The 20,698-nt window shown below is 70.2% G+C and carries 20 protein-coding genes; 10 read left to right on the forward strand and 10 right to left on the reverse strand.

Translation table 11 applies throughout. The annotated features are described in order from the left end of the window. Positions 1 to 110 precede the first annotated feature (110 nt). From Pka01_RS02900 to Pka01_RS02925, 6 genes are all read left to right on the forward strand, one after another. On the forward strand, positions 111 to 392 hold the full coding sequence (locus Pka01_RS02900; protein WP_203880980.1) for a metal-sensitive transcriptional regulator: 282 nt from the start codon (positions 111 to 113) through the stop codon (positions 390 to 392). 35 nt (positions 393 to 427) lie between these two features. Next, a complete protein-coding gene (locus Pka01_RS02905; protein WP_203880981.1) occupies positions 428 to 640 on the forward strand; it encodes a heavy-metal-associated domain-containing protein in 213 nt (70 codons plus the stop codon). Then, a complete protein-coding gene (locus Pka01_RS02910) occupies positions 637 to 1,581 on the forward strand; it encodes a DUF8832 domain-containing protein (RefSeq protein ID WP_203880982.1) in 945 nt (314 codons plus the stop codon). The genes Pka01_RS02905 and Pka01_RS02910 overlap by 4 nt, the downstream gene beginning before the upstream one ends. A 26-nt stretch (positions 1,582 to 1,607) precedes the next feature. Next, positions 1,608 to 3,857 carry a heavy metal translocating P-type ATPase gene (locus Pka01_RS02915; RefSeq protein WP_203880983.1) on the forward strand — a complete coding sequence of 750 codons (2,250 nt, stop codon included), beginning with the start codon at positions 1,608 to 1,610 and terminating at the stop codon, positions 3,855 to 3,857. 207 nt (positions 3,858 to 4,064) lie between these two features. Then, a complete protein-coding gene (locus tag Pka01_RS02920; RefSeq protein ID WP_203880984.1) occupies positions 4,065 to 4,487 on the forward strand; it encodes a hypothetical protein in 423 nt (140 codons plus the stop codon). A gap of 136 nt (positions 4,488 to 4,623) precedes the next feature. Further along, on the forward strand, positions 4,624 to 5,379 hold the full coding sequence (locus tag Pka01_RS02925) for a sporulation protein (RefSeq protein WP_239114690.1): 756 nt from the start codon (positions 4,624 to 4,626) through the stop codon (positions 5,377 to 5,379). A gap of 109 nt (positions 5,380 to 5,488) precedes the next feature. Here Pka01_RS02925 and Pka01_RS02930 read toward each other — a convergent pair whose 3' ends face one another. From Pka01_RS02930 to Pka01_RS02940, 3 genes are all read right to left on the reverse strand, one after another. Beyond that, positions 5,489 to 6,118 (reverse strand): DUF899 domain-containing protein, encoded by a 630-nt coding sequence (locus Pka01_RS02930; RefSeq protein WP_203880986.1) that lies wholly within the window; start codon positions 6,116 to 6,118, stop codon positions 5,489 to 5,491. Positions 6,119 to 6,220: 102 nt separating this feature from the next. Then, the gene (locus tag Pka01_RS02935; protein ID WP_203880987.1) at positions 6,221 to 7,015 is read right to left on the reverse strand and encodes an SDR family NAD(P)-dependent oxidoreductase; all 795 of its coding nucleotides are present in this window, start codon (positions 7,013 to 7,015) and stop codon (positions 6,221 to 6,223) included. 61 nt (positions 7,016 to 7,076) lie between these two features. Continuing rightward, positions 7,077 to 7,772, reverse strand: coding sequence for a type 1 glutamine amidotransferase domain-containing protein (locus Pka01_RS02940; protein WP_203880988.1), 696 nt, complete (start codon positions 7,770 to 7,772; stop codon positions 7,077 to 7,079). Positions 7,773 to 7,904: 132 nt separating this feature from the next. Here Pka01_RS02940 and Pka01_RS02945 point away from each other — a divergent pair, with 132 nt between their 5' ends. From Pka01_RS02945 to Pka01_RS02955, 3 genes are all read left to right on the forward strand, one after another. Further along, positions 7,905 to 8,855, forward strand: a complete 951-nt coding sequence (locus tag Pka01_RS02945; RefSeq protein ID WP_203880989.1) for a LysR family transcriptional regulator — start codon at positions 7,905 to 7,907, stop codon at positions 8,853 to 8,855. Between the two features lie 241 nt (positions 8,856 to 9,096). Next, positions 9,097 to 9,678: a maltokinase N-terminal cap-like domain-containing protein gene (locus Pka01_RS02950; protein WP_203880990.1), complete on the forward strand. Its 582-nt coding sequence runs from the start codon at positions 9,097 to 9,099 to the stop codon at positions 9,676 to 9,678. A gap of 380 nt (positions 9,679 to 10,058) precedes the next feature. After that, positions 10,059 to 10,658 (forward strand): hypothetical protein, encoded by a 600-nt coding sequence (locus tag Pka01_RS02955; RefSeq protein ID WP_203880991.1) that lies wholly within the window; start codon positions 10,059 to 10,061, stop codon positions 10,656 to 10,658. A gap of 252 nt (positions 10,659 to 10,910) precedes the next feature. Here Pka01_RS02955 and Pka01_RS02960 read toward each other — a convergent pair whose 3' ends face one another. The 7 genes from Pka01_RS02960 to dnaK all read right to left on the reverse strand — a co-directional run bounded on the left by Pka01_RS02960 (position 10,911) and on the right by dnaK (position 19,148). Further along, positions 10,911 to 11,243 carry an STAS domain-containing protein gene (locus tag Pka01_RS02960; RefSeq protein ID WP_203880992.1) on the reverse strand — a complete coding sequence of 111 codons (333 nt, stop codon included), beginning with the start codon at positions 11,241 to 11,243 and terminating at the stop codon, positions 10,911 to 10,913. A 244-nt stretch (positions 11,244 to 11,487) separates the two neighbouring features. Continuing rightward, positions 11,488 to 12,639: a glutathione-independent formaldehyde dehydrogenase gene (locus Pka01_RS02965; RefSeq protein ID WP_203880993.1), complete on the reverse strand. Its 1,152-nt coding sequence runs from the start codon at positions 12,637 to 12,639 to the stop codon at positions 11,488 to 11,490. Between the two features lie 68 nt (positions 12,640 to 12,707). Continuing rightward, positions 12,708 to 15,326, reverse strand: a complete 2,619-nt coding sequence (clpB, locus tag Pka01_RS02970; RefSeq protein WP_203880994.1) for an ATP-dependent chaperone ClpB — start codon at positions 15,324 to 15,326, stop codon at positions 12,708 to 12,710. After that, a complete protein-coding gene (locus Pka01_RS02975; protein WP_203880995.1) occupies positions 15,308 to 15,628 on the reverse strand; it encodes a chaperone modulator CbpM in 321 nt (106 codons plus the stop codon). Before Pka01_RS02975 ends, clpB begins: the two co-directional genes overlap by 19 nt. Further along, positions 15,625 to 16,608, reverse strand: a complete 984-nt coding sequence (locus Pka01_RS02980; RefSeq protein ID WP_203880996.1) for a DnaJ C-terminal domain-containing protein — start codon at positions 16,606 to 16,608, stop codon at positions 15,625 to 15,627. The genes Pka01_RS02975 and Pka01_RS02980 overlap by 4 nt, the downstream gene beginning before the upstream one ends. Continuing rightward, positions 16,608 to 17,252 (reverse strand): nucleotide exchange factor GrpE, encoded by a 645-nt coding sequence (locus tag Pka01_RS02985; RefSeq protein ID WP_203880997.1) that lies wholly within the window; start codon positions 17,250 to 17,252, stop codon positions 16,608 to 16,610. The genes Pka01_RS02980 and Pka01_RS02985 overlap by 1 nt, the downstream gene beginning before the upstream one ends. A 12-nt stretch (positions 17,253 to 17,264) precedes the next feature. Next, the gene (gene dnaK, locus Pka01_RS02990) at positions 17,265 to 19,148 is read right to left on the reverse strand and encodes a molecular chaperone DnaK (protein WP_203880998.1); all 1,884 of its coding nucleotides are present in this window, start codon (positions 19,146 to 19,148) and stop codon (positions 17,265 to 17,267) included. A 407-nt stretch (positions 19,149 to 19,555) separates the two neighbouring features. Here dnaK and Pka01_RS02995 point away from each other — a divergent pair, with 407 nt between their 5' ends. Next, the gene (locus Pka01_RS02995; protein WP_203880999.1) at positions 19,556 to 20,662 is read left to right on the forward strand and encodes a lipocalin-like domain-containing protein; all 1,107 of its coding nucleotides are present in this window, start codon (positions 19,556 to 19,558) and stop codon (positions 20,660 to 20,662) included. The last annotated feature ends 36 nt before the right edge of the window (positions 20,663 to 20,698 follow it).

Below are 20,698 nucleotides of genomic sequence, written 5' to 3' on the forward strand. Positions count from 1 at the left end.
GGCCCTTCTGAGCAACCCCGCGGCTTCTCCCGGTAGATCCGACCGCTTGCCGGAATACCCTAGGGGGGTAAGGTGTTCCCCAAGGGACGAACCGATTCCCGGGTGGAGAAATGGCCGGATACACACACAGTAAGGACGACCACCTCAGGCGGCTGCGCCGCATCGAGGGTCAGGTCCGCGGCCTGGAGCGGATGGTCGAAGAGGACAAGTACTGCATCGACGTCCTCACCCAGGTGTCGGCCGCCAACAGGGCGCTGCAGGCCTTCGCGCTGGAGTTGCTCGAAGAGCATCTGGCGCACTGCGTCGCCGACGCCGTCGCCAAGGGAGGCGCCGAGGCCGACGCCAAGGTCAAAGAAGCCTCCGACGCCATCGCCCGCCTTGTCCGTTCCTGATCGACAGCATTCGGATCCAGAGCAGGAGTAGTCATATGACCACCGCGACCTACACCGTCAACGGCATGACCTGCGGCCACTGTGTCTCATCTGTCACGGAGGAGGTCGGGGGGATTCCCGGGGTCTCCGGCGTCCGGGTCGACCTCGGCACGGGCCTGGTGACAGTGGAGAGCGACGCTCCCGTCGACGCGGCGCTGATCAGGAACGCCGTCGTCGAAGCCGGATACGAAGTGGCGGATCCGTCGTGAACGCCCCCGCCAAGCTGGGCGCGTACGGGCTCGGCCTCGTGGTGATCTTCAGCGCGGCCCTCGGGGTGGGCGGCGCCGTGGGCGCGGTCGGCCCGTCGCCGGCCGGTGACGGCCACGCCGCCCACGCTCCCTCCTTACCGGCCCGTCCGGCCGCGCAGGTCGTCCCGGCGGGCCTGCAGGTGTCCCAGGACGGCTACACGTTCACGCCGGAGACGACGACGTTCACCCCCGGTGAGCCCGCCACGTTCCGGTTCACAGTGACCGGACCCGACGGCAGGCCGGTGACCCGCTATCAGGTCGCCCATGAGAAGAAGCTGCACTTCATCGTGGTCAACCGCGACCTGGGCGGATTCCAGCACCTCCATCCCACGGAGGCCGGCGGCGGAGTCTGGTCGGTCCCCCTGACCCTCCCCCGGGCCGGGACCTATCGCGCCTTCGCCGACTTCGTCCCGGAAGGCGGCCAGGGGCTCACCCTCGGCACCGACCTGTTCGCCCCGGGCGACCACACCCCGCAGCCGTTGCCCCCCGCCGTCCGTACGGCCGAAGCCGACGGATACACCGTGAAGCTCGACGGCGAGCTGACGCCGGGCACGTCCAGCAGGCTCACGCTGACGGTCAGCAGGGACGGCGCTCCCGTCACCGACCTGGAGCCCTACCTGGGCGCCTATGGTCATCTGGTGGCGCTGCGCGCGGGCGACCTGGCGTACCTGCACGTGCACCCGAACGGCGCGCCGGGGGACGGGACGACCCGCCCCGGGCCGGCGATCGTCTTCGAGGCCGAGGTGCCGAGCCGCGGCGACTACCGGCTGTTCCTCGACTTCCAGCACGGGGGAACCGTTCACACCGCAGCCTTCACCCTCCGAGCCGTCCCGCCGCCGGCAGGCACGACCCCTGCAGGCACGACCCCGGCCGAGCCCGATCACGAGCACGGCGGCCACTGACGCCCGGGACGCGGAAAGGAGTGACGATGACCCCCACCACACACGAAAGACCACCGGCAGCCGGTGACGCGGTCGAACTGTCGATCGGCGGCATGACCTGCGCGTCCTGCGCCGCCAGGATCGAGCGCAAGCTCAACAAGCTCGACGGCGTGACCGCGTCGGTCAACTACGCGACGGAGAAGGCCAAGGTGACCTTCCCCCGGGATCTCGACCCGGTGCTGCTCGTCGCCGAGGTCGAGAAGGCCGGATACACCGCCAGGCTGCCCGAGCCGGCCGGGGCGGCGCCCGGCGCCACGGGAGAGGAGCCGGACGAACTCCGGCCGCTGCGGACCCGGCTGATCACCTCGGTGGTCCTGGCCGTCCCCGTGATCGCGCTCGCGATGGTGCCGGCGTTGCAGTTCACGTACTGGCAGTGGCTCTCGCTGACGCTCGCGGCGCCGATCGTGGTCTACGCGGGACTGCCCTTCCACAAGGCCGCGTGGACGAATCTTCGGCACGGCGCCGCCACCATGGACACGCTCGTGTCGCTGGGCACGATCGCCGCGTTCGGCTGGTCGCTGTGGGCGCTCTTCCTCGGTACGGCCGGCACCCCCGGCATGACCCACGGGTTCGACCTCACCATCGCGCGCGGCGACGGCACGGGCGACATCTACCTGGAGGCGGCCGCGGGCGTGACGGCGTTCCTCCTGGCGGGCCGTTACTTCGAGACCCGGTCCAAGCGCCGCGCGGGCGCCGCGTTGCGGGCTCTGCTGGAGATGGGGGCCAAGGACGTCGCCGTGCTCCGCGACGGAGCCGAAGAGCGCATACCCGTCGACCGGCTGGCCGTGGCCGACCTCTTCGTCGTACGGCCGGGCGAGAAGATCGCCACCGACGGCGTGGTCGAGGAGGGCTCATCGGCCGTCGACGCGAGCATGCTGACCGGTGAGTCCGTGCCCGTCGAGGTCGGACCGGGCGACACCGTGACCGGCGCGACCGTCAACGCGGGCGGCCGGCTGGTGGTCCGCGCCACCAGAGTGGGCTCAGACACCCGGCTCGCCCAGATGGCCAGGCTCGTGGAGGAGGCCCAGACCGGCAAGGCCCGGGTGCAGCGCCTCGCGGACCGGATCTCTGCGGTCTTCGTGCCGGCCGTGATCGCGCTGGCGGTCGGCACCCTGGGCTTCTGGCTCGGCACGGGTTCGGGCGCCGGGGCGGCCTTCAGCGCCGCGGTGGCCGTGCTGATCATCGCCTGCCCGTGCGCGCTCGGGCTGGCCACTCCGACCGCCCTGCTGGTCGGCACCGGCAGAGGGGCCCAGCTCGGCATCCTCATCAAGGGTCCGGAGGTGCTGGAGTCCACTCGCAGGATCGACACCGTCGTCCTGGACAAGACGGGCACCGTCACCGAGGGCAGGATGACCCTGGTCGACGTCGTCACCGCCGCCGGCGAGGACCCCGACGAGGTGCTGCGCCTGGCCGGGGCCCTGGAGAACGCCTCCGAGCACCCGATCGCCCAGGCGATCGCACGAGGCGCCGCCGAGCGGGTCGGCGCCCTGCCCGCACCCGAGGAGTTCGCCAACGTCGAGGGCCTGGGCGTGCAGGGCGTGGTGGACGGCCACGCCGTGCTCGCCGGGCGGCCGCGACTGCTCGCCGAGTGGTCGCAACATCTTTCCGACGACCTGGAACGGGCGCTGCACGCGGCGCAGGACGCCGGCCGTACGGCCGTCGCCGTCGGCTGGGACGGCAAGGCGCGCGCGGTCCTCTCGGTCGCCGACGTCGTCAAGCCCACCTCGGCCGAGGCCGTCTCCCGGTTGCGCGCGCTGGGGCTGACTCCGGTGCTGCTGACGGGTGACAACGAGACCGTCGCGCGGTCCGTCGCCGCCGAGGTCAGCGTCACCGAGGTCGTCGCGGAGGTGCTGCCGGCAGGCAAGGCCGACGTCGTCAGGGCTCTACAGGCCGAGGGCAAGGTCGTGGCCATGGTCGGCGACGGCGTCAACGACGCGGCCGCGCTCGCCCAGGCCGACCTCGGCCTGGCCATGGGCACCGGCACCGACGTGGCCATCGAGGCCGCCGACCTGACGCTGGTCCGCGGCGACCTGCGGGTGGCGGCCGACGCGATCCGGCTGTCGCGCCGGACGCTGCGCACGATCAGGGGCAACCTGTTCTGGGCGTTCGCCTACAACGTGGCCGCCCTGCCGTTGGCCGCGCTCGGGCTGCTCAATCCCATGATCGCCGGTGCGGCGATGGCGTTGTCCAGCGTCTTCGTGGTGAGCAACAGCCTCCGGCTGCGCCGGTTCCGGTGATCGGGTCCGGGGCCTCCGGAGTGACTTCAGAGGCCCCGTCACCCCACCGATCGTTCATCGAGAACTTTCCGCCCGTGTGCCCGATTCCTGGTCAGGCAGACGCGATAATCGTCGGGGCGCCGGGAAGCGACGGCAGCCCGGAACTCGTCCCGCGGCCTGACGTCCGATGCCGCCGGGGCGGTTTCCGACGACAGGAAGGCCTGACTCATGCGCATGTACACGGCGCGGATCATCGAAACACCGGGTGAGGGCATACGCCTCCAGCCCACCGATGACGCCGACGTCCCCGATCGACCGAGCGAGATCAACCTGCTCGGCCTGGCCGTGGCCCTGGCGCTGGGCAGCGCGGGATACGAACATCACCCCGAGCCCCGGAACACGGAGATCCAGACGATCGAGGCGCTGCTTGAGGGCACGGCCACCATGCCGTGGCGGTCCCGAGCGGGCGGCGCCGCGGCGCGTGACGGCGGCGAAACCGGGGCCGCGCAGGAAACCGGGGCCGCGCAGGAAACCAGGGCCGCGCAGGAAACCGGGGCCGCGCATGAAACCGCGCCCTTCATCGTGTGCGAGCGCGCGGATTCCGGAGTGTCGAAATGCCGGGTTGAGCACCGGCCCGTGGAGACGCCGTAGGCCCCGCGTCCGCACCGAGGAGTGCTCATCCGGAGGAGGAGAACCGCCCCCAGGGGAGGGAGCAGGAACCCGAGCGCGGCGCCGTCCGTTGACCGCGGACAAGCCGAGTGAGGGGTGAATGGTGTTCCGGAAGTTGATGGCCGCATTAGGGGCCGGCGTCGAGGTGGACACGGTCCTGAGCACGCCGCGGGTACGCCCGGGCGGGCTTCTCCAGGGCGAGGTGCGTTTCCAGGGGGGCTCCTCCGACCACAAGGTCGACGAGATCACCGTCGACTTCACCGCGGTGGTGGAGGTCGAGCATGGTGACAGCGAGCACCACGTCACCTACACCTTCCTGAGGTCCCGCGTCAGCGGGCCGTTCGAGCTCAAGGCGGGCGAGGCCCGCACCCTGCCGTTCTCGATCCCCGTTCCGTGGGAGACGCCCGTCAGCGCGATCGGTGGGCACCCGCTCCGCGGGATGCGCCTCGGGGTCGCCACCGAGCTCGCGCTCGCGGGGGCCCTCGACAAGGGCGACCTCGATCCGCTGCACGTCGAGCCGCTGCCCGAGCAGGGACACCTGCTCGCCGCACTCGACCGGATGGGCTTCCACTTCAGCCGCGCCGACCTGGAGAAGGGCACGCTGCGCGGCTCGTCGATGCCCTTCTACCAGGAGATCGAGTACCACGCCGGCCCGGAATGGCGCCGCCACTTCAACCAGCTCGAGCTGACGTTCATCGCCGGGCCGCACTCGATGGACGTGATCCTCGAGGCCGACACGCGGGGCGGCTTCCTCACCTCGAGCCACGACGTCTACAACCGTTTCCAGGTGCGCTACGGCAATCACCCGGGAGCGGTGGAACAGTCGTTGCGCGACGGTCTGGCCGCCATGGCCCGCAACCGCGGCTGGTTCTGACGAAACCGGCCGGTTTCGAAAGGGAAACCGGCTGGATCCAGCGGAGCCGCCCGGTTGCCATCGGAACCGGCCGGCTCCCCCGGCCACGCCGTCCCATGCAGGCGGGCCGCTATCCGTACGTGGGATGTTGCGGCCAGCCGGACGGGGAGTCCTCCCAGTCCTCCTGCCTGCCGTAGGGGGTCAGGTCGAGGATGCTGTGCGTGAAGACGAGCCGGTCCACGCCGCGCGAGGTGGTGCCGTACGTCCGGTGGACGTCCTCGCCGTCGCGGAGGAACACGCTGAGCATGAAGCCGCCGCCCGCGCCGCAGTCCTCCGCGAACGACGTCCCGTGCGACGAGACGAACGGAATCGTCCAGCCCCGCCGTGCCTTGTACGCCTCGATCTGGGCGAGCGGCATGTTCGACACGTTCACCCAGGTGACCCCGCTGTCGGCCAGCGCGGCCGGCGCGGTCACGGGGATGTTGTCCGTGAACTTGGTGCAGCCCGGGCAGTAGTGGTCGGGCCCGATGTCCATGAACTGGTAGACGACCAGCTGTCCCCGGCCCTCGAACAGGTCCAGGAGCGTCCTGGCGCCCGCCGGGGTGTCGAACACGTACCCGCTGTCGAACGTGACCATCGGGAGGCGGCGCCGCCGCGCCGCGAGCGCGTCCTGAGCGCGCGTGACTTCCTTCTCGGCCTTGAGCAGCTCGTCACGGGCCAGCTGCCACTCTTCGGCCGATACGATCGGTGGCTTCTCCATGCGGCGATTGTCTCCGCGGGCACCGACAAAATCAGGCCGTCCGCTCCGAGGGCCGCACGCCGCACGGGTCTCCCCCGCCCCACGGCCGGCTGCGACCGGAGATCAGACGACCGCGAGCAACTGCCGCGTCAGCTCCCCGAGGCGACGGCGGTGGTCCGGATCGTAGGCCTCCTCGGCGGCGCGCGCCTCCTTCTCGCCCTCGAAGTAGCGGCCGGTGATCTCGGCCGTCTCCGGATCGTCGACCAGGCGCCGGGTGGCCGCCACCCCCTGCTCCAGGGAGTCGACGACCTCCATCCCGGACCTGCTCGACATCGCGGTCGGCATGTACGTCGCGGGATGGACGCTGTTCACCGTTACGCCGCTTCCGGCGAGCTCCTCGGCGAGGTCGAAGGTGTGGGCGATGAGGGCGAGCTTGGATCGGCAGTACGCGGCCACGTCGGTGTATCCGCGCTCCAGTTGCGGGTCGTCGAAGTCGATCGGGGCCTGGCCGATCGAGGCGACGTTGACGATCCGGGAGGGCGCCGACCGGCGCAGCAGCGGGAGCAGTTCCCGGGTCAGCAACACGGGTGCGAGGTAGTTGACCGCCAGGCGCAGTTCATGGCCGTCGGCCGACGTCTCCCGTGAGACTCCGTCCTTGTGGAATCCGATCCCGGCGTTGTTGACGAGTACGTCCAGCCGGTCGTGCGATTCGGCGATCTGCGCCGCGAGCCGCCGGACGTCCGCGAGGGACGAGAAGTCCGCCGTGAACGTCTCGCCGCCGGTCGCGTCCGCGACCTCCGCGAGCCGCCGGGCGTCCCGTCCGTGGAGCAGCAGCCGGTGCCGGCCCGCGGCGGCGAGGTCCTCCGCCGACGCACGGCCCAGGCCGTCCGACGCGCCCGTGATGAGAATCGTTGCCATGTCTTCGACCTTTCGATGAGGGTTTCGTTCCACGCCCCGGGCGTGGCTTCGCGCCGTCGGCTCAGCTCAGCGCCTTGAGCAGTTCCGCGGCCAGCGGGGCGGAGGAGGCGGGGTTCTGCCCGGTGTGGACGTTGCGGTCGACGACCACGTGGGGTGCCCACGGCTCGCCCGCGGAGAACCGCGTGCCCAGCGCGGCCAGCCGGTCTTCCAAGATCCACCTGGCCCGCTCGGCGAGCCCCGTCTGGGTCTCCTCCGCCTTGGTGAAGCCGGTGATCCGGTAGCCGGTGAACGGCGAGGTCCCGTCCGGAAGCTCGGTGGCCAGGAGGGCCGCCAGACCGTGGCACATCAGGCCCACCGGCTTGCCCGCGTCCATGGCCTCGACGAGAAGGCGGGCCGACTCGGTGTCGACCGCCAGATCCTCCATCGGGCCGTGACCACCGGGATAGAAGATCGCGGCGTATTCGGCCAGGTCGGCGCTTTCCAGCGTGATCGGACGCCGGAGTTGGGCGGCGGCGTGGAGGGCGGCGGTCATCGCGGCGACGACGTCCCGGCCGCCTGCCATCTCGGGGGTGAGGCTCGCCTGGTCGACCGGCGGCACGACACCGCCGGGGGTGGCCACGACGATTTCATGCCCGGCGGCGGTGAACGCCTGCTGGGGAGCGACGAACTCCTCGGCCCAGTAGCCGGTCGGGTGCTCGGTTCCGTCGGCCAGCGTCCAGTGGCGGGCGCCGGTCATCACAAAAAGAATCTTCGCCATTCTCCGTGCTCATTTCCGCAGCCCCTCGCACGAGGCGAGGAGAGAAGAACCGACGAGTCTCTGCTTCTCGTCAGCGGGAACGATGCCGATCGTAGGTCGCCGATCCATAGGAGAACCAATAGCATTGTCACTATGAGCCATAGGCAGACCGATACCTCAGGGCTAGTCGTGGCCGGACAGGCGGACGACGGGCCGCTGGACCTGATGCTGCTGCGGACGTTCCTGGCCGTGTACCGCGCCGGTTCCTTCACCGCGGCCGGCGCGATGCTGGGCCTGTCCCAGCCGACGGTGACGGGTCAGATACGGGCGTTGGAGGCACAGCTCGATCGCCAGTTGTTCGAGCGGCTGCCCCGGGGCGTGGTCGCCACGTCCGTGGCCGACGAACTGTCCGCACAGGTCGCCGGGCCTCTGGACGAGTTGGCGGCGGTGGCCGGACGCGGCCGGCCGGGAGGCGCGCCCTCCGAGCCGGTGCACCTCGGGGGCCCGGCCGAGGTGCTGAGCGCCCAGGTCCTGCCGGCCCTGGCGCCACTGGTCGAACTGGGCCTGCGCCTGCGGGTCACCACCGGCCTGGCCGACGATCTGCTCGACGGCCTGCGGGCGGGGCGTTTCGACCTGGTCCTGTCCGCGATCCGGCCGCGCGGGCGTTCCGTGGTCGCCGTGCCGCTCATGGACGAGGAGTTCGTCCTGGTGGCCGCACCCGCGTGGGCCGACAGGATCGGCCCCGTCGTCGCCGGTGACACAGGCCCCCTGGACGACGCCCCGCTGGTCGCCTATGCCGAGGACCTGCCCATCGTCCGCCGGTACTGGCGTCACGTCTTCCGTACGCGGCTGACCCGTTCACCAGCGGTGGTCGTCCCCGATCTGCGCGGAGTCCTGGCGGCCGTCGTCGCCGGAGCCGGAGTAACGGTGCTCCCCCGGTATCTCTGTGCCCGTGAACTCGGTACCGGCGAACTGGTGACGCTGCTCGACCCTGAGGATCCGCCCATCAACACCGGCTACCTCGCGCAACGCCCGGGCGCGCCCGAGCGCCATCACGTCGCACTGGTCCGCGACCATCTGTTGCGCGCGGCCCGGTCCTGGTGAAGCGGCCGTCCGGCCTTCGGAACGTGTGACGGCCGGAGTGCCCCGCCTGTGTGACCGAGGCGGCGTTGCCGTACCAGGCTGCTGTACGGGGGTCCGGCCTTCACAGGGGCTTGTGAGGCCCGCGTGTGACCGTCGGTCCGCCGACCAGTGCAAAATTGCGGTCGGGTCCACCGCACCACTGGGTTGGACTTGCTTGCAGCCCGTTCGAAGACAGGCCCGACCCAGACGTTAGGGAGCCCCCATGGCCTACATCCACCACACCACCATGACGCCCACCAAGCTGGAGCTGCTCTCCGAGTGGCTGCCGAAGCAGAGCTGGTATGTGGGCGACACGGGAACGCCCGAACTGGTCAGGGCCGGTGGGTTCCGGCTGGACGATCCAGAGGGCGAGGTCGGGATCGAGTTCATGGTCGTCGTGGACACCGCCGCGCAGGACCCGGTGGCGTACCTCGTGCCGATGAGCTACCGCGGTGCGGCTCTGGAGGATGTGCCCGGCGAGCCGCTGATCGGCACCTCTGAGCATGGCGTACTCGGCCTCCGGTGGATATATGACGGTGTCCACGACCCGGTGGTGATGGCGCAGTTGCACGCGCTCCTGCGCGGTGAGGCGATTCCGCAGCAGCAGAGCAAGAGCGACACCCCGGACCCGACCGTCATCGTCCACGGAGTCGCCCCCGACGACGAGTTCGACGTGCAGGTCAACCGCGTCCTGCGGCCGGCGGCGGAGGCCGCTGAGGGTTCATCCGGACGCGTCGTCGCCGGCTGGACCTGGCCGGACGGAACGGCCGCGCGAGGCGTCTTCGCGACCGTCACTGGGCGGTAAGGCCTCGAGGCGCGATGCGCCCAGGAGCCCTCTGGGGAGATGGACGGACCCATGCCTCGGGCATCGGCCCCTTCATTAGGCGAACCAGTTCTCGGCCCTCGGGTACGGACCGCTCTCGTGGAACACGACAAGGTCGTGGCCTGCCTCGTTCTGCCAGTGCTCGGCGACGATCACCGTCGGTACAGTCCGTTTACAACTCAGTCGCTGTGCACGTCTCCGGTCGACCATGCGTTCCAGAAGTTCCACCGCTGGCACGTCCGAGGCATCGCCCCAGGTGAAGCCTTCATCGCACCATTGGACGAGGGCGGAACCAGTACGTCATGGCGTAAGGATGCCTGACGCGAATCAGGGAGTGTCCGCGGCGGCGCGACAATGGATCAGTGCGAGGACCGTGGGTGCATACTGGCCGACTCTGGACGAGCGGTGATCCGTTTCTCGCTGTCGACGCTTCACTGCGCGGCGCATGGCGTGGGTTCAGCGACGATCAATACGACGACATCGTGGATCTCGGTCAGGAGGGGACCAGCATCCCGGTCGGAACCGGCAGGGCAGCCATCGTCGGCGCGGACGGAGTCGTCGGCGATGACAGCTGGATGGAGGTCTTCCAGGCCGAAGACGGCGACATCGCCGTAGTGCAGGCATCCGGCCCCGACTACCCACGTGTGCTGACCGAGGCCCTCCTCTATCCGGACACCGACGATGAAGTCGGCGACCCGCTCGTCGTCGGCAGCGGTGAACTCGCCTTCTTCAGCGCCGCGTGCGACGGCGACGGACCACACTCGGTACCGCTGGCGCCTGCCCTGCCAGGCCCCGTGCCCCTGGTGTATGGGCCACCATCGCGAGAGAGCGACCCGGGCCTTCTGATGACGACGGCGTACACGACGTTCGCGTTCAAGGTGCGCTGGTACACCCTGTTGGACGAAGAGAACTGTTTCGCGCGGTGGCTGCTGACCCCCGTACGAACCGGCGACACGCGTTAATCGGGTTCCGAGGCTGAAACCAACCACGGGCGCACGTCATATCGGGTGATGCTCGCCGATTCGAGGGGCGGGCTCAGCGCAGGAGCACGTTGACGATCCCGGTCAGCACCAGCGAGAGGACGATCGACAACACGATCATGGCGAGGCAGCCTGCCGCGCCGCCGACGGGTCGGATCTTGAAGTTGCGCGTCATAGAGGTGTCGCCCCCTCACTCCGCGTACGCCTCCGGCCGGGCCCGGCGGGCGGGCCGCATCAGTTGCGCGACCGGCGCTCCGCCTGAACCGGGTCGAGCCGGTGATCGAGGGAAAGGATCGACAGCAGCCGCTCGACCCTGGGCGTGACGTGCAGCAGGATCAGCGTGCCGCCCTCCTTGCTGAGCCGCACCTTCGCGTGGATCAGGGCCCGAAGCCCTGAGCAGTCCATGAAGGGCACGCCGCTCATGTCCACCTCGAGGTACCCGACCTCCGGCCGGAGCAGAGCTTCGTCGAGCGCACGTTCGAGGAGGTACGCGGTGGCCAGATCGAGATCGCCCCGTGGGCGGACCACGGCGGGCTGGTGTTCTACGGTGACGTTCAGGCCCTCCATCGCCTCCTCCAGAGGTCGAGCCCCGGGGTATGTGCCGTCATGGCGAGTGCCCCCCATGCCCTTGCTAACAGATCGGCCGCCCTCCGTGAGCGATGACTAGGTCAAACCCCCGCAATATGTCCGAGACCCGGTAAATCTCGACATATCAGGTCGGATGAGCATCTCCCGAGGACGCGCGTCCCGTCCCGGCCATTCCCGCGCATGGCACTCTCGCCCCACACGCGATGGGGCCGGGGCCCGTGCGTCAGCCGAGCTCGCCCGGGTGGATGACGACCTTGGTCCAGCCGTGGTCCCGGCGGTCGAAGTGCTCGTAGCCGTCGGGCGCCTCGTCCAGGTTCAGCTCCTGCGAGACGACCCAGGACGGCCGGGCCCTGCCCTCGTGGATGAGCGTGCAGAGCTGCCGGTTGTAGCTCTTCACGTTGCACTGGCCGTTGCCCATCGTCTGACCCTTGAACCAGAACATCCCGTAGTCGAAGGCGATCTCGCCCAGTTTGTAGAGATCATCCGGGCTGCCGGGGTCGGATGGGACGAAGACGCCGACGACGCCGATGGTCCCGGTGAACTTGACCGACCTGACGAGGTCGTTGAGCGTCATGTTGGGGTGTTCGTGCCCCTGCGGATCGTGCGCCTGGAAGCCCACGCACTCGCAGCCGCAGTCGGCGCCCAGGCCCTGGGTGAGCTCCATGACCTGGTCGACCGGTGAGACCTGGGAGTCGTCGATCGGTATCGCGCCGATCTCCTCCGCCTTGGCGAGCCGGTCGGGGTGACGGTCGACGATCATCACCTTGCCCGCGCTCCTGAGCACGGCGGAATAGGCGGCCATCAGCCCGACGGGCCCGGCTCCGTAGATCACGACCGAGTCACCCGCCTCCATGCGGGCGAGCCGGGTGGCGTGCCAGCCGGTCGGCAGGATGTCGGAGAGCATCACGTAGTCGTTCTGCCTCTCCTTGGCGTCCTCCGGGAGCACCAGGCAGTTGAAGTCGCCGTACGGCACGCGCAGGAGCTCGGCCTGGCCCCCGCTGTAGGGACCCAGGTCCGCGAAGCCGTAGGCCGCCCCGGCCATTCCCGGCTCGGGGTTGGTCGTGAGGCAGTAGGCCGTCAGGCCCTTCTCGCAGTTCCCGCAGGAACCGCATGCGATGTTGAACGGGATGCAGACCATGTCGCCGACGCGGACGCGGTCGACGGCCGATCCGATCTCGATCACCTCGCCGAGGTTCTCGTGCCCGAGGACCCGGCCCGCCTCGAAATCGGTCCGGCCTTCGTACATGTGCAGGTCCGACCCGCAGATGTTGCTCGTGGTGACGCGGACCAGGACGTCGGTGGGCCGTTCGACGCGCGCGTCAGGGACTCTCTCGACGTTGACCTGCCGAGGTCCCTCGTAAACGACGGCTTTCATGATTCCCTCCGGTGATTGCGAAGCCGGTGCGGCGAGCGCTCCGGCGGCATCGGCCGAGGATCGTGTGGTCAGGCCTCCGGGTTCTCGTACGTGACCGTGAGCGTCCCCTCCGACAGGCCGACGCGGATGACCGCGCCGTCGAGGACGTCGCCTGCGACCAGGGCGCGGGCGATGCGGGTCTCGACCTCCCTGGCGATGAAGCGGCGCAGCGGGCGGGCGCCGTAGACCGGGTCGAAGCCCCGCTCGGCGATGTGCCGGACCGCCTCGGGGCTGACCTCCAGCGTCATCCTGCGGTCGGCGAGACGTGACCTCACGTCCGTGAACATCAGCCAAACGATCTGTTCGACCTCCGCCTCGGTCAGCGGCTTGAACAGGACGATCTCGTCGATCCGGTTGAGGAACTCGGGACGGAACCTGGCGCGCAGCTCGGCCATGACCATCTCGCGCACCTCGGGGTCGATCTCGCCCGCCGGCGCGGCCTTCTCGCTCAGGTAGTGCGAGCCGATGTTGGACGTCATGATGATCACGGTGTTGCGGAAGTCGACCGTGCGGCCCTGTGCGTCGGTGAGCCTTCCGTCGTCGAGCACCTGCAGCAGAGTGTTGAAGACGTCCGCGTGCGCCTTCTCGATCTCGTCGAAGAGCACCACCGAGTACGGCTTGCGCCGCACTGCCTCGGTGAGCTGGCCGCCCTCCTCGTATCCGACATATCCGGGTGGTGCGCCGACCAGCCGGCTGACGGTGTGCCGTTCCTGGTACTCGCTCATGTCGACGCGGACCATGTTGTCCTCGGTGTCGAACAGCGCCTCCGCGAGCGCCCTGGCCAGTTCGGTCTTCCCGACACCCGTCGGGCCGAGGAAGATGAACGAGCCGATGGGCCGGCGTGGATCCTTGATGCCGGAGCGCGCCCGGATGACGGCGTCCGCGACCGCCTGCACGGCCTCGTCCTGGCCGATCACCCGCTCGTGCAGGATCTGGTCGAGCCGCAGCAGCTTGTCCCGCTCGCCCTCCTGGAGCCGCTGGACCGGGATGCCCGTCCAGCGGGACACGATGCCCGCGATCTCCTCCTCGGTCACCACCTCGCGCAGCAGCCGGCGCCCGCCCTGCTTCGACTCCAACTGCTCCTCGGCCGCGGCGAGTTTGCGCTCCAGCTCGGGAAGCCTGCCGTGCATCAGTTCGGCGGCCCGGTTCAGGTCGTACGTCCGCTCGGCCTGGTCCGCCTCCCGCCGCACGTTCTCGATCTCCTCGCGCAGTTGCTGCACCTTGTGCAGAGCGTGCCGTTCGGCCTCCCACTGCGCGCGCATGGCGTCGGCCTGGGCGCGCAGGTCGGCCAGTTCGCCGCGCAGGGCCTCAAGGCGGTCCTTGCTCGCCGCGTCGTCCTCCTTGGCCAGCGCCGCCTCCTCGATCTCCAGGCGCATCACCACGCGGGTGAGCTCGTCCAGCTCGGCGGGCATGGAGTCGATCTCCGTACGGAGCATCGCGCACGCCTCGTCGACCAGGTCGATGGCCTTGTCCGGGAGGAATCGGTCGGAGATGTAGCGGTGGCTCAGCACGACCGCCGCGACGACGGCGCTGTCGGTGATCTTCACGCCGTGGAACACCTCAAGGCGCTCGCGCAGGCCGCGCAGGATGGAGATCGAGTCCTCCATGGACGGCTCGTCCACGAAGACCGGCTGGAGACGGCGCTCCAGCGCCGCGTCCTTCTCGATGTGCTTGCGATACTCCGTGATCGTCGTCGCCCCGATCATGTGCAGCTCACCGCGGGCCAGCATCGGCTTGAGCATGTTCCCCGCGTCCATGGCGCCCTCGGCGGCGCCGGCGCCCACCACGGTGTGGACCTCGTCGACGAACAGCAGGATCCGGCCCTGCGACGCCGTCACCTCCGTGAGCACGGCCTTGAGGCGCTCCTCGAACTCGCCTCGGTACTTCGCCCCCGCGACGAGAGCCCCCATGTCGAGACTGAAGATCGTCTTGTCCTTCAGCCCCTCGGGCACGTCGCCGCGGGCGATGCGCTGGGCGAGCCCCTCCACGATCGCGGTCTTGCCGACGCCCGGGTCGCCGATGAGCACCGGGTTGTTCTTCGTCTTGCGGGACAGGATCTGCACGACCCTGCGGATCTCGCCGTCCCGGCCGATGACCGGGTCCAGCTTGTCGGCCCTCGCCGCGGCGACCAGGTCGCGGCCGTACTTCTCCAGGGCCTCGTAGGCGACCTCCGGCATGGCGGAGGTGACCCGCTGGTTGCCGCGCACCCGGGTGAGGACCTCGAGGAAACGCTCACGGTTCAGCCCGTGCGCCTGCAGCAGCCGCCCGGCGGCGCTGTCGGTTCCCTCGTCGAGCAAAGCCAGCAACAGGTGCTCGACGGAGACGTACTCGTCCTTCAGCCGTCGCGCCTCCCGGTCGGCCGCGTCGAGCAGCCGGGACACGCGCTGGGTGAGATAGACCTGGCCGGGGGCCGCGCCGGGACCGGTGACCCGGGGCCGCCGCTCCAGTTCCGCCTCGAGCTCCAGCCGCAGCTTGTCCGCGTCCGCGCCCGCGGCGGACAGGAGCCGGGGAACGAGTCCCTCGGGCTGCTCGAGCAGTGCCGACAGGAGATGCTCGCCGTCGACCTCCGTGTGCCCGTGGCGGATCCCCTTGGTCTGGGCGTCGTGCAGGGCCTCCTGCGACTTCTGGGTCAGACGGTTGACGTCCACGATCGACCTCCCGTCGTGCCGGATCGGATGCGCAGCTCCGTCTCGAGTTCCGCGATGCGATCGAGCAGGTCCGTCACCAGGCCGAGTGAGGCGTAGTTGACGGCCAGCCCCGCGTGCAGGCGCTGCAACCGGCCCGCCGCGGCGAGCTGGGAGAGCGGGAAGCACAGGTCGCCGCCCGTGTCCGGGGTGGCGTCGATCAGGCCGAGGGCCACCAGGCGGCGCACCAGTTCGGGATGCAGACCCGTGGCCCGCGCGAACGACTCGAGGTGCAGATGCGGCGACCGTGCAAGGAACCGACTCATGATCGCGTCCTCCCTCCGGATCGCGGGGCGAAGGCCGAGACTCCCGCCAGCTGTTCGTAGAGGCGGCGCTCCTCGTCGGTCAGCGTGGGCGGGACCATGATCCGGGCCTCGGCGAGCAGGTCGCCCGGCCGGCCGCGCGGGTCGGGCATGCCCTGGCCGCGCAGGCGCAGGCGCCGTCCGGAGGAGGTGCCCGGGGGTATCTTGACCTTCGCCTCCCCGCCGGGGGTCTCGACCGCGACGGTCGCCCCCAGCGCGGCCTCCGAGGGGGTGAGCGGCAGCTTGACGTGGATGTCGCGCCCCTCGAGGCGGTAGCGGGGGTGGCCGGCGATCCGCGCGATGAGATAGAGGTCGCCCGGCTGCGCGCCTTCGCCGCCCTCGCCGCCCTGCCCCGCGAGCCTGATCCGCTGTCCGTCGGTGACGCCCGCGGGGATGTCGACCTTCAGCGTGCGCGTCCTGCCGCGGCTGGGAAGGGTGATGGCGCGCCTGCCGCCGCGGTAGGCCTCCTCGACCGTCAGCGGCAGCTCGGCCTCCTGGTCGGCGCCGGGGACCGGCCCCCAGCCCCGCCCGGCGGCCCTCCCGCGCCGTCCGCGGCCGCCGAACATCTCCCCCAGCAGGTCGTCGAGGTCGATGCCCTCTCCGGTGGCGAACCGGATGTCCTCCCCCGCGGGGCCGCGCGCCCATCCGGCCCCCGGTCCTGCTCCGGCGCGCGCGCCTTCACGGGCCCTGGCGTACGCCGCGGGATCCACCCCCTCGGGCACCTGCCGGAAGTCCCGGCCGAAGGCGTCGTAGCGCCGGCGCGTCTCGGGATCGGACAGCACCTCGTACGCTTCCGACACCTCCTTGAAGCGATCCTCCGCCCCTGGGTCCTTGTTGACGTCGGGATGGTAGGAACGCGCGAGCTTGCGGTAGGCCCGCTGGATCTCCTCCCGGTCCGCGGTTCTCGGCACCCCGAGGATCTCGTAGAAGTCCTGGGCGGCCATCAGTCCTCCGCTTTGGTGGACACGACGACCGATGCGGGCCGGAGCTGGTCCGGGCCGTCGCCGTAGCCGGGCCGTACGACGGCGACCACGGTGCCCGGCTCGGCCTCGGGGTCCTCGGCCGTGCTCACGGCCTCGTGCCTGGCTGGATCGAAACGGGCGCCGAGGTCGTCGATGCGTGGGAAGCCCAGACGGGTGAGCAGGGCCACCGCCTGGTCCCGGACGGCGCGGACCCCCTCGACGACCGCCTCGGCGCCGGCGTCCGCATGCTTGAGCGCCAGCTCAAGGTTGTCGACGATCGGCAGCCATTCCGCCGCGACCCTGGCACGTTCGTCGAGCCGTTGCCTGGCGACGTCCCTGACCGTTCGCTTCCGCAGGTTGTCCAGCTCCGCGACCGCCCGTAGCCAGCGGTCGTGCAGCTCCGCGGCCTTCTCCGCGGCCTTCTCCGCGGCCTTCTCCGCGGCCTTCTCCGTGGCCCCGGTCTCCTCGGGCGTCACCGTCTCCGTCTCCGGCTCCGGTGACTCGGCGGCCACCGGGACCTCGGGAGCCGATTCTGCGACGCGCTCGGCGGCCGCCTCCTCCGTGATGCGGTCGGCGGCCTCGGCCTCCTCCGGGTGCCTGTGCTCAGGGAACTCGTTCTCGACCATGTCGGGCACCCGTCACTCGGAGCTGGTGAACTCGGCGTCGATGACGTCGTCGTCCCCCGGCTCGCCGGTTCGCTCGGGTCGTCCGGGCCCCGGGCCCGGTTGCCCGGCGGCGGTGGCCCCGAGCGCGTGATAGATCTGCTGCAGCTCGGCGGTGAGTCCCCGGAGGCGGTCGACCGGCGCCTCCTCCTTGACCGCCTGGCGGGCGTCGGCGACGAGTTGCTCGGCCCGGGCCTTCTCGTGCATCGGCACGGCGTCGCCGAGCTCGGACAGCCGTCGCTCGACCTGGTAGGCGACCGAGTCGAGCTCGTTGCGGGCGTCGACCGCCTCCCGCAGACGCGCGTCGTCGGCGCGGTGCCGCTCTGCGTCGGCGATCATCCGGTCGATCTCGCTCGTGTCCAGGTTGGAGCTCTCACTGATCGTGATCCGCTGCTCCGCACCGGTGTCCCTGTCGCGGGCCGACACGTTCAGGATGCCGTTCGCGTCGATGTCGGTGGTCACCTCGATCTGCGGTACACCCCGCGGCGCCGGCCGGATGTTCTCCAACCGGAACCGGCCGAGCACCCGGTTGTCCGCCGCCCGCTCCCGCTCGCCCTGCAGGATGACCACGTCGACGGCCGACTGGTCGTCCTCCGCTGTGCTGAAGGTCTCCGTACGCCGGGCCGGGATCGTGGTGTTCCGATCGATGATCTTCGTCATGACGCCGCCGAGCGTCTCGACCCCCAGCGACAGCGGGGTGACGTCGAGCAGGACGACGTCCTTGACCTCGCCCTTGATGATGGCGCCCTGGACCGCCGCCCCCAGCCCCACGACCTCGTCAGGGTTGACCGTCATGTTGGGGTCCTTGCCGGTCATCCGGCGGACGATCTGCTGCACGGCCGGCATGCGGGTCGCGCCTCCGACGAGGATCACCTCGTCGAGATCCGCCGAGGTCAGCTTGGCGTCCGCCATCGCCTGCCCGACCGGCCCCTTGACCCGCTCGAGCAGGTCGACGGTGATCTGCTCGAACGTCGACCGCATGAGCGCGGTGTTGAGGTGCTTGGGCCCGTTCGCGTCCGCCGTGATGAACGGCAGGCTGACCTGCGTCTGGGTGACCGCCGACAACTCCACCTTCGCCTTCTCCGCCGCCTCGAACAGCCGCTGCAGCGCCTGCGCGTCCTGCCGCAGGTCGATGCCCTCCTGTCGCTGGAACTCGTCGGCCAGGTGGTCGACGATCCGCCGGTCGAAGTCGTCTCCGCCCAGGTGGGTGTCCCCGGCGGTGGACCGCACCTCGACGACGCCCTCGCCGATGTCCAGGATGCTCACGTCGAAGGTCCCGCCTCCGAGGTCGAAGACGAGCACCGTCTCGCTGCCCTTCTTGTCCAGGCCGTACGCCAGGGAGGCCGCCGTCGGCTCGTTGATGATCCGCATGACCTCCAGGCCGGCGACCTTCCCGGCGTCCTTGGTGGCCTGGCGCTGGGCGTCGTTGAAGTAGGCGGGCACGGTGATGACGGCCTCGGTGACCTTCTCCCCCAGGAACTTCGCCGCATCGGCGACGAGCTTCCTCAGCACGAACGCCGAGATCTCCTCCGGCGCGTACATCCGGTCCCGCACCTGGAACCGCACCGCACCGTCCGGACCCGCCACGACGTCGAACGACACCGCCTTGATCTCGTCCTGGACCTCGTCGAACCGGCGGCCGATGAACCGCTTGGCCGAATAGATCGTCCCCTTCGGGTTCAGGATCGCCTGACGGCGGGCCATCTGACCGACCAGGACCTCGCCCTGATCGGTGAACCCCACCACCGACGGCGTGGTCCGCGACCCCTCGGCGTTCGGGATGACCGCCGGATGGCCGTCCTCGGTCGTCGCGATCACCGAGTTCGTCGTGCCCAGATCGATGCCCACTGCCTTCGCCATCTCTCCACCCCCTGACGATCCACATCAGGACGATCCGCATCAGGCCTCCCGCGGGCCTCGGCGGCGAGTTCCGGAGCGACCAGGACGTGGTCGCCGCCGGCGGCGACGTGCCCGGCGGGGAGGCCGGGCCGAGAAACGTGGGCCGCCGCCCGTGGTCACCGGGCTGGATCCCTGATTCCATCGGCCACGGCTCGAAACGGCGACGACCGGACCTCGGACCCTTCAACAACCAGCCAAACCGCGGGCGCGTATCCCCGAAACCCTCAAACAGCCATGTTTGGATCAAACTCCGAAGATCGTCGGCCGTCTCCCCCGCGCCGGCCGGGGAGCCCCTGGATCCGGTGCCTCACGATCCCGGCGGCTGCGTCGTCATCTCCTGCAGCAGACCCCCGAAGGAGACAGACACCATGACCCAGCAGGCGAGCATCGCCCGTACCGACGCGGACTACCGGCGCATCGGCATCCGCCCCGACCTCGTCGCGGAGTGGGAGGACGGCGCCCGCACCGACGGGCGCCGGGGCACCTACGAGTGGTGGTACTTCGACGCCCACCTCGACGACGGTGCCTCACTCGTCGTCATCTTCATGACCAAGGACCTGTCCACGCCGGGCAAGCCGCTGAGCCCGGTGATCCGGCTGAACCTCGACCTGCCGGACGGCCGCAGGTTCAACATCATCCAGGACTTCCCCGCGGCGTCGTTCTCGGCCCGGACCGACCGCGCCGACGTCCGGATCGACGGCAACGTCTTCTCCGGCGACCTCGCTCACTACGAGATCCGGGCCGACGTCGGCGGCGTGCGGGTCGACGTCACCCTCGACGCCGAGATCCGGCCGTGGCGCCCGCACACCGGCTACCTGCTCTTCGGGGACGAGCGCGATCTCGAGTTCTCGTGGCTCCCCGCCGTCCCCCAGGGGACGGTGCGCGGCTCCTACGAGGTCGCCGGCGTGCGCACCGAGGTGAGCGGCGTCGGCTACCACGACCACAACTGGGGCAATGTGGGGATGATGGCGATCATCCACGACTGGTACTGGGCCCGCGGCCAGGCCGGCCCCTATTCGGTGATCGCCTCGTACATCACCGCCCACGAGAAGTACGGCTACGAGCCGATCCCGATCTTCATGCTCGCCCGCGACGGCCACGTCGTCGCCGACGACGCGTCGCGGGTGCGCTTCGAGGCGCTCGACGCCTACATCGACGGGAAGACCGGCAAGCCCGTGGCCCGTACCACCCGGTATCTCCACGACGACGGCGACGACTGCTACGTCGTCACCTTCACGAAGCACCGCGACCTTGTCGCCAACACCTTCGTCGAGCAGATGAAGGGCTGGCGCAAGGTCGCCGCGCGGCTGATCGGCGTCGACGGCGCCTACCTCCGCTTCACCGGCGACCTCACGATCGAGCGCCGCAAGGACGGCGAGACCGTCGAGACGTTCACCGAGGAGGCCATCTGGGAGCTGATGTACTTCGGCCGCGCCCGCACCGAGTCGCTCACGCGATCGGGTGCCGCGAGCTGACGCGGTGAGCCGCCGGCGAGTGGCCTGCGCGCAGAG

The organism is Planotetraspora kaengkrachanensis (assembly GCF_016862895.1).
GTDB classification, from domain to species: Bacteria; Actinomycetota; Actinomycetes; order Streptosporangiales; family Streptosporangiaceae; genus Planotetraspora; species Planotetraspora kaengkrachanensis.

Coding starts and splice junctions, on each gene's coding strand:
- Pka01_RS02995 (WP_203880999.1), top strand. CDS start 19,556: ATGACCCAGCAGGCGAGCATCGCCCGTACCGACGCGGACTACCGGCGC.
- Pka01_RS02915 (WP_203880983.1), top strand. CDS start 1,608: ATGACCCCCACCACACACGAAAGACCACCGGCAGCCGGTGACGCGGTC.
- dnaK (WP_203880998.1), bottom strand. CDS start 19,148: ATGGCGAAGGCAGTGGGCATCGATCTGGGCACGACGAACTCGGTGATC.
- Pka01_RS02975 (WP_203880995.1), bottom strand. CDS start 15,628: ATGAGTCGGTTCCTTGCACGGTCGCCGCATCTGCACCTCGAGTCGTTC.
- Pka01_RS02935 (WP_203880987.1), bottom strand. CDS start 7,015: ATGGCAACGATTCTCATCACGGGCGCGTCGGACGGCCTGGGCCGTGCG.
- Pka01_RS02905 (WP_203880981.1), top strand. CDS start 428: ATGACCACCGCGACCTACACCGTCAACGGCATGACCTGCGGCCACTGT.
- Pka01_RS02980 (WP_203880996.1), bottom strand. CDS start 16,608: ATGGCCGCCCAGGACTTCTACGAGATCCTCGGGGTGCCGAGAACCGCG.
- Pka01_RS02960 (WP_203880992.1), bottom strand. CDS start 11,243: ATGGAGGGCCTGAACGTCACCGTAGAACACCAGCCCGCCGTGGTCCGC.
- Pka01_RS02965 (WP_203880993.1), bottom strand. CDS start 12,639: ATGAAAGCCGTCGTTTACGAGGGACCTCGGCAGGTCAACGTCGAGAGA.
- Pka01_RS02900 (WP_203880980.1), top strand. CDS start 111: ATGGCCGGATACACACACAGTAAGGACGACCACCTCAGGCGGCTGCGC.
- Pka01_RS02920 (WP_203880984.1), top strand. CDS start 4,065: ATGCGCATGTACACGGCGCGGATCATCGAAACACCGGGTGAGGGCATA.
- Pka01_RS02945 (WP_203880989.1), top strand. CDS start 7,905: ATGAGCCATAGGCAGACCGATACCTCAGGGCTAGTCGTGGCCGGACAG.
- Pka01_RS02985 (WP_203880997.1), bottom strand. CDS start 17,252: ATGGTCGAGAACGAGTTCCCTGAGCACAGGCACCCGGAGGAGGCCGAG.
- Pka01_RS02940 (WP_203880988.1), bottom strand. CDS start 7,772: ATGGCGAAGATTCTTTTTGTGATGACCGGCGCCCGCCACTGGACGCTG.
- Pka01_RS02930 (WP_203880986.1), bottom strand. CDS start 6,118: ATGGAGAAGCCACCGATCGTATCGGCCGAAGAGTGGCAGCTGGCCCGT.
- Pka01_RS02950 (WP_203880990.1), top strand. CDS start 9,097: ATGGCCTACATCCACCACACCACCATGACGCCCACCAAGCTGGAGCTG.
- Pka01_RS02925 (WP_239114690.1), top strand. CDS start 4,624: ATGGCCGCATTAGGGGCCGGCGTCGAGGTGGACACGGTCCTGAGCACG.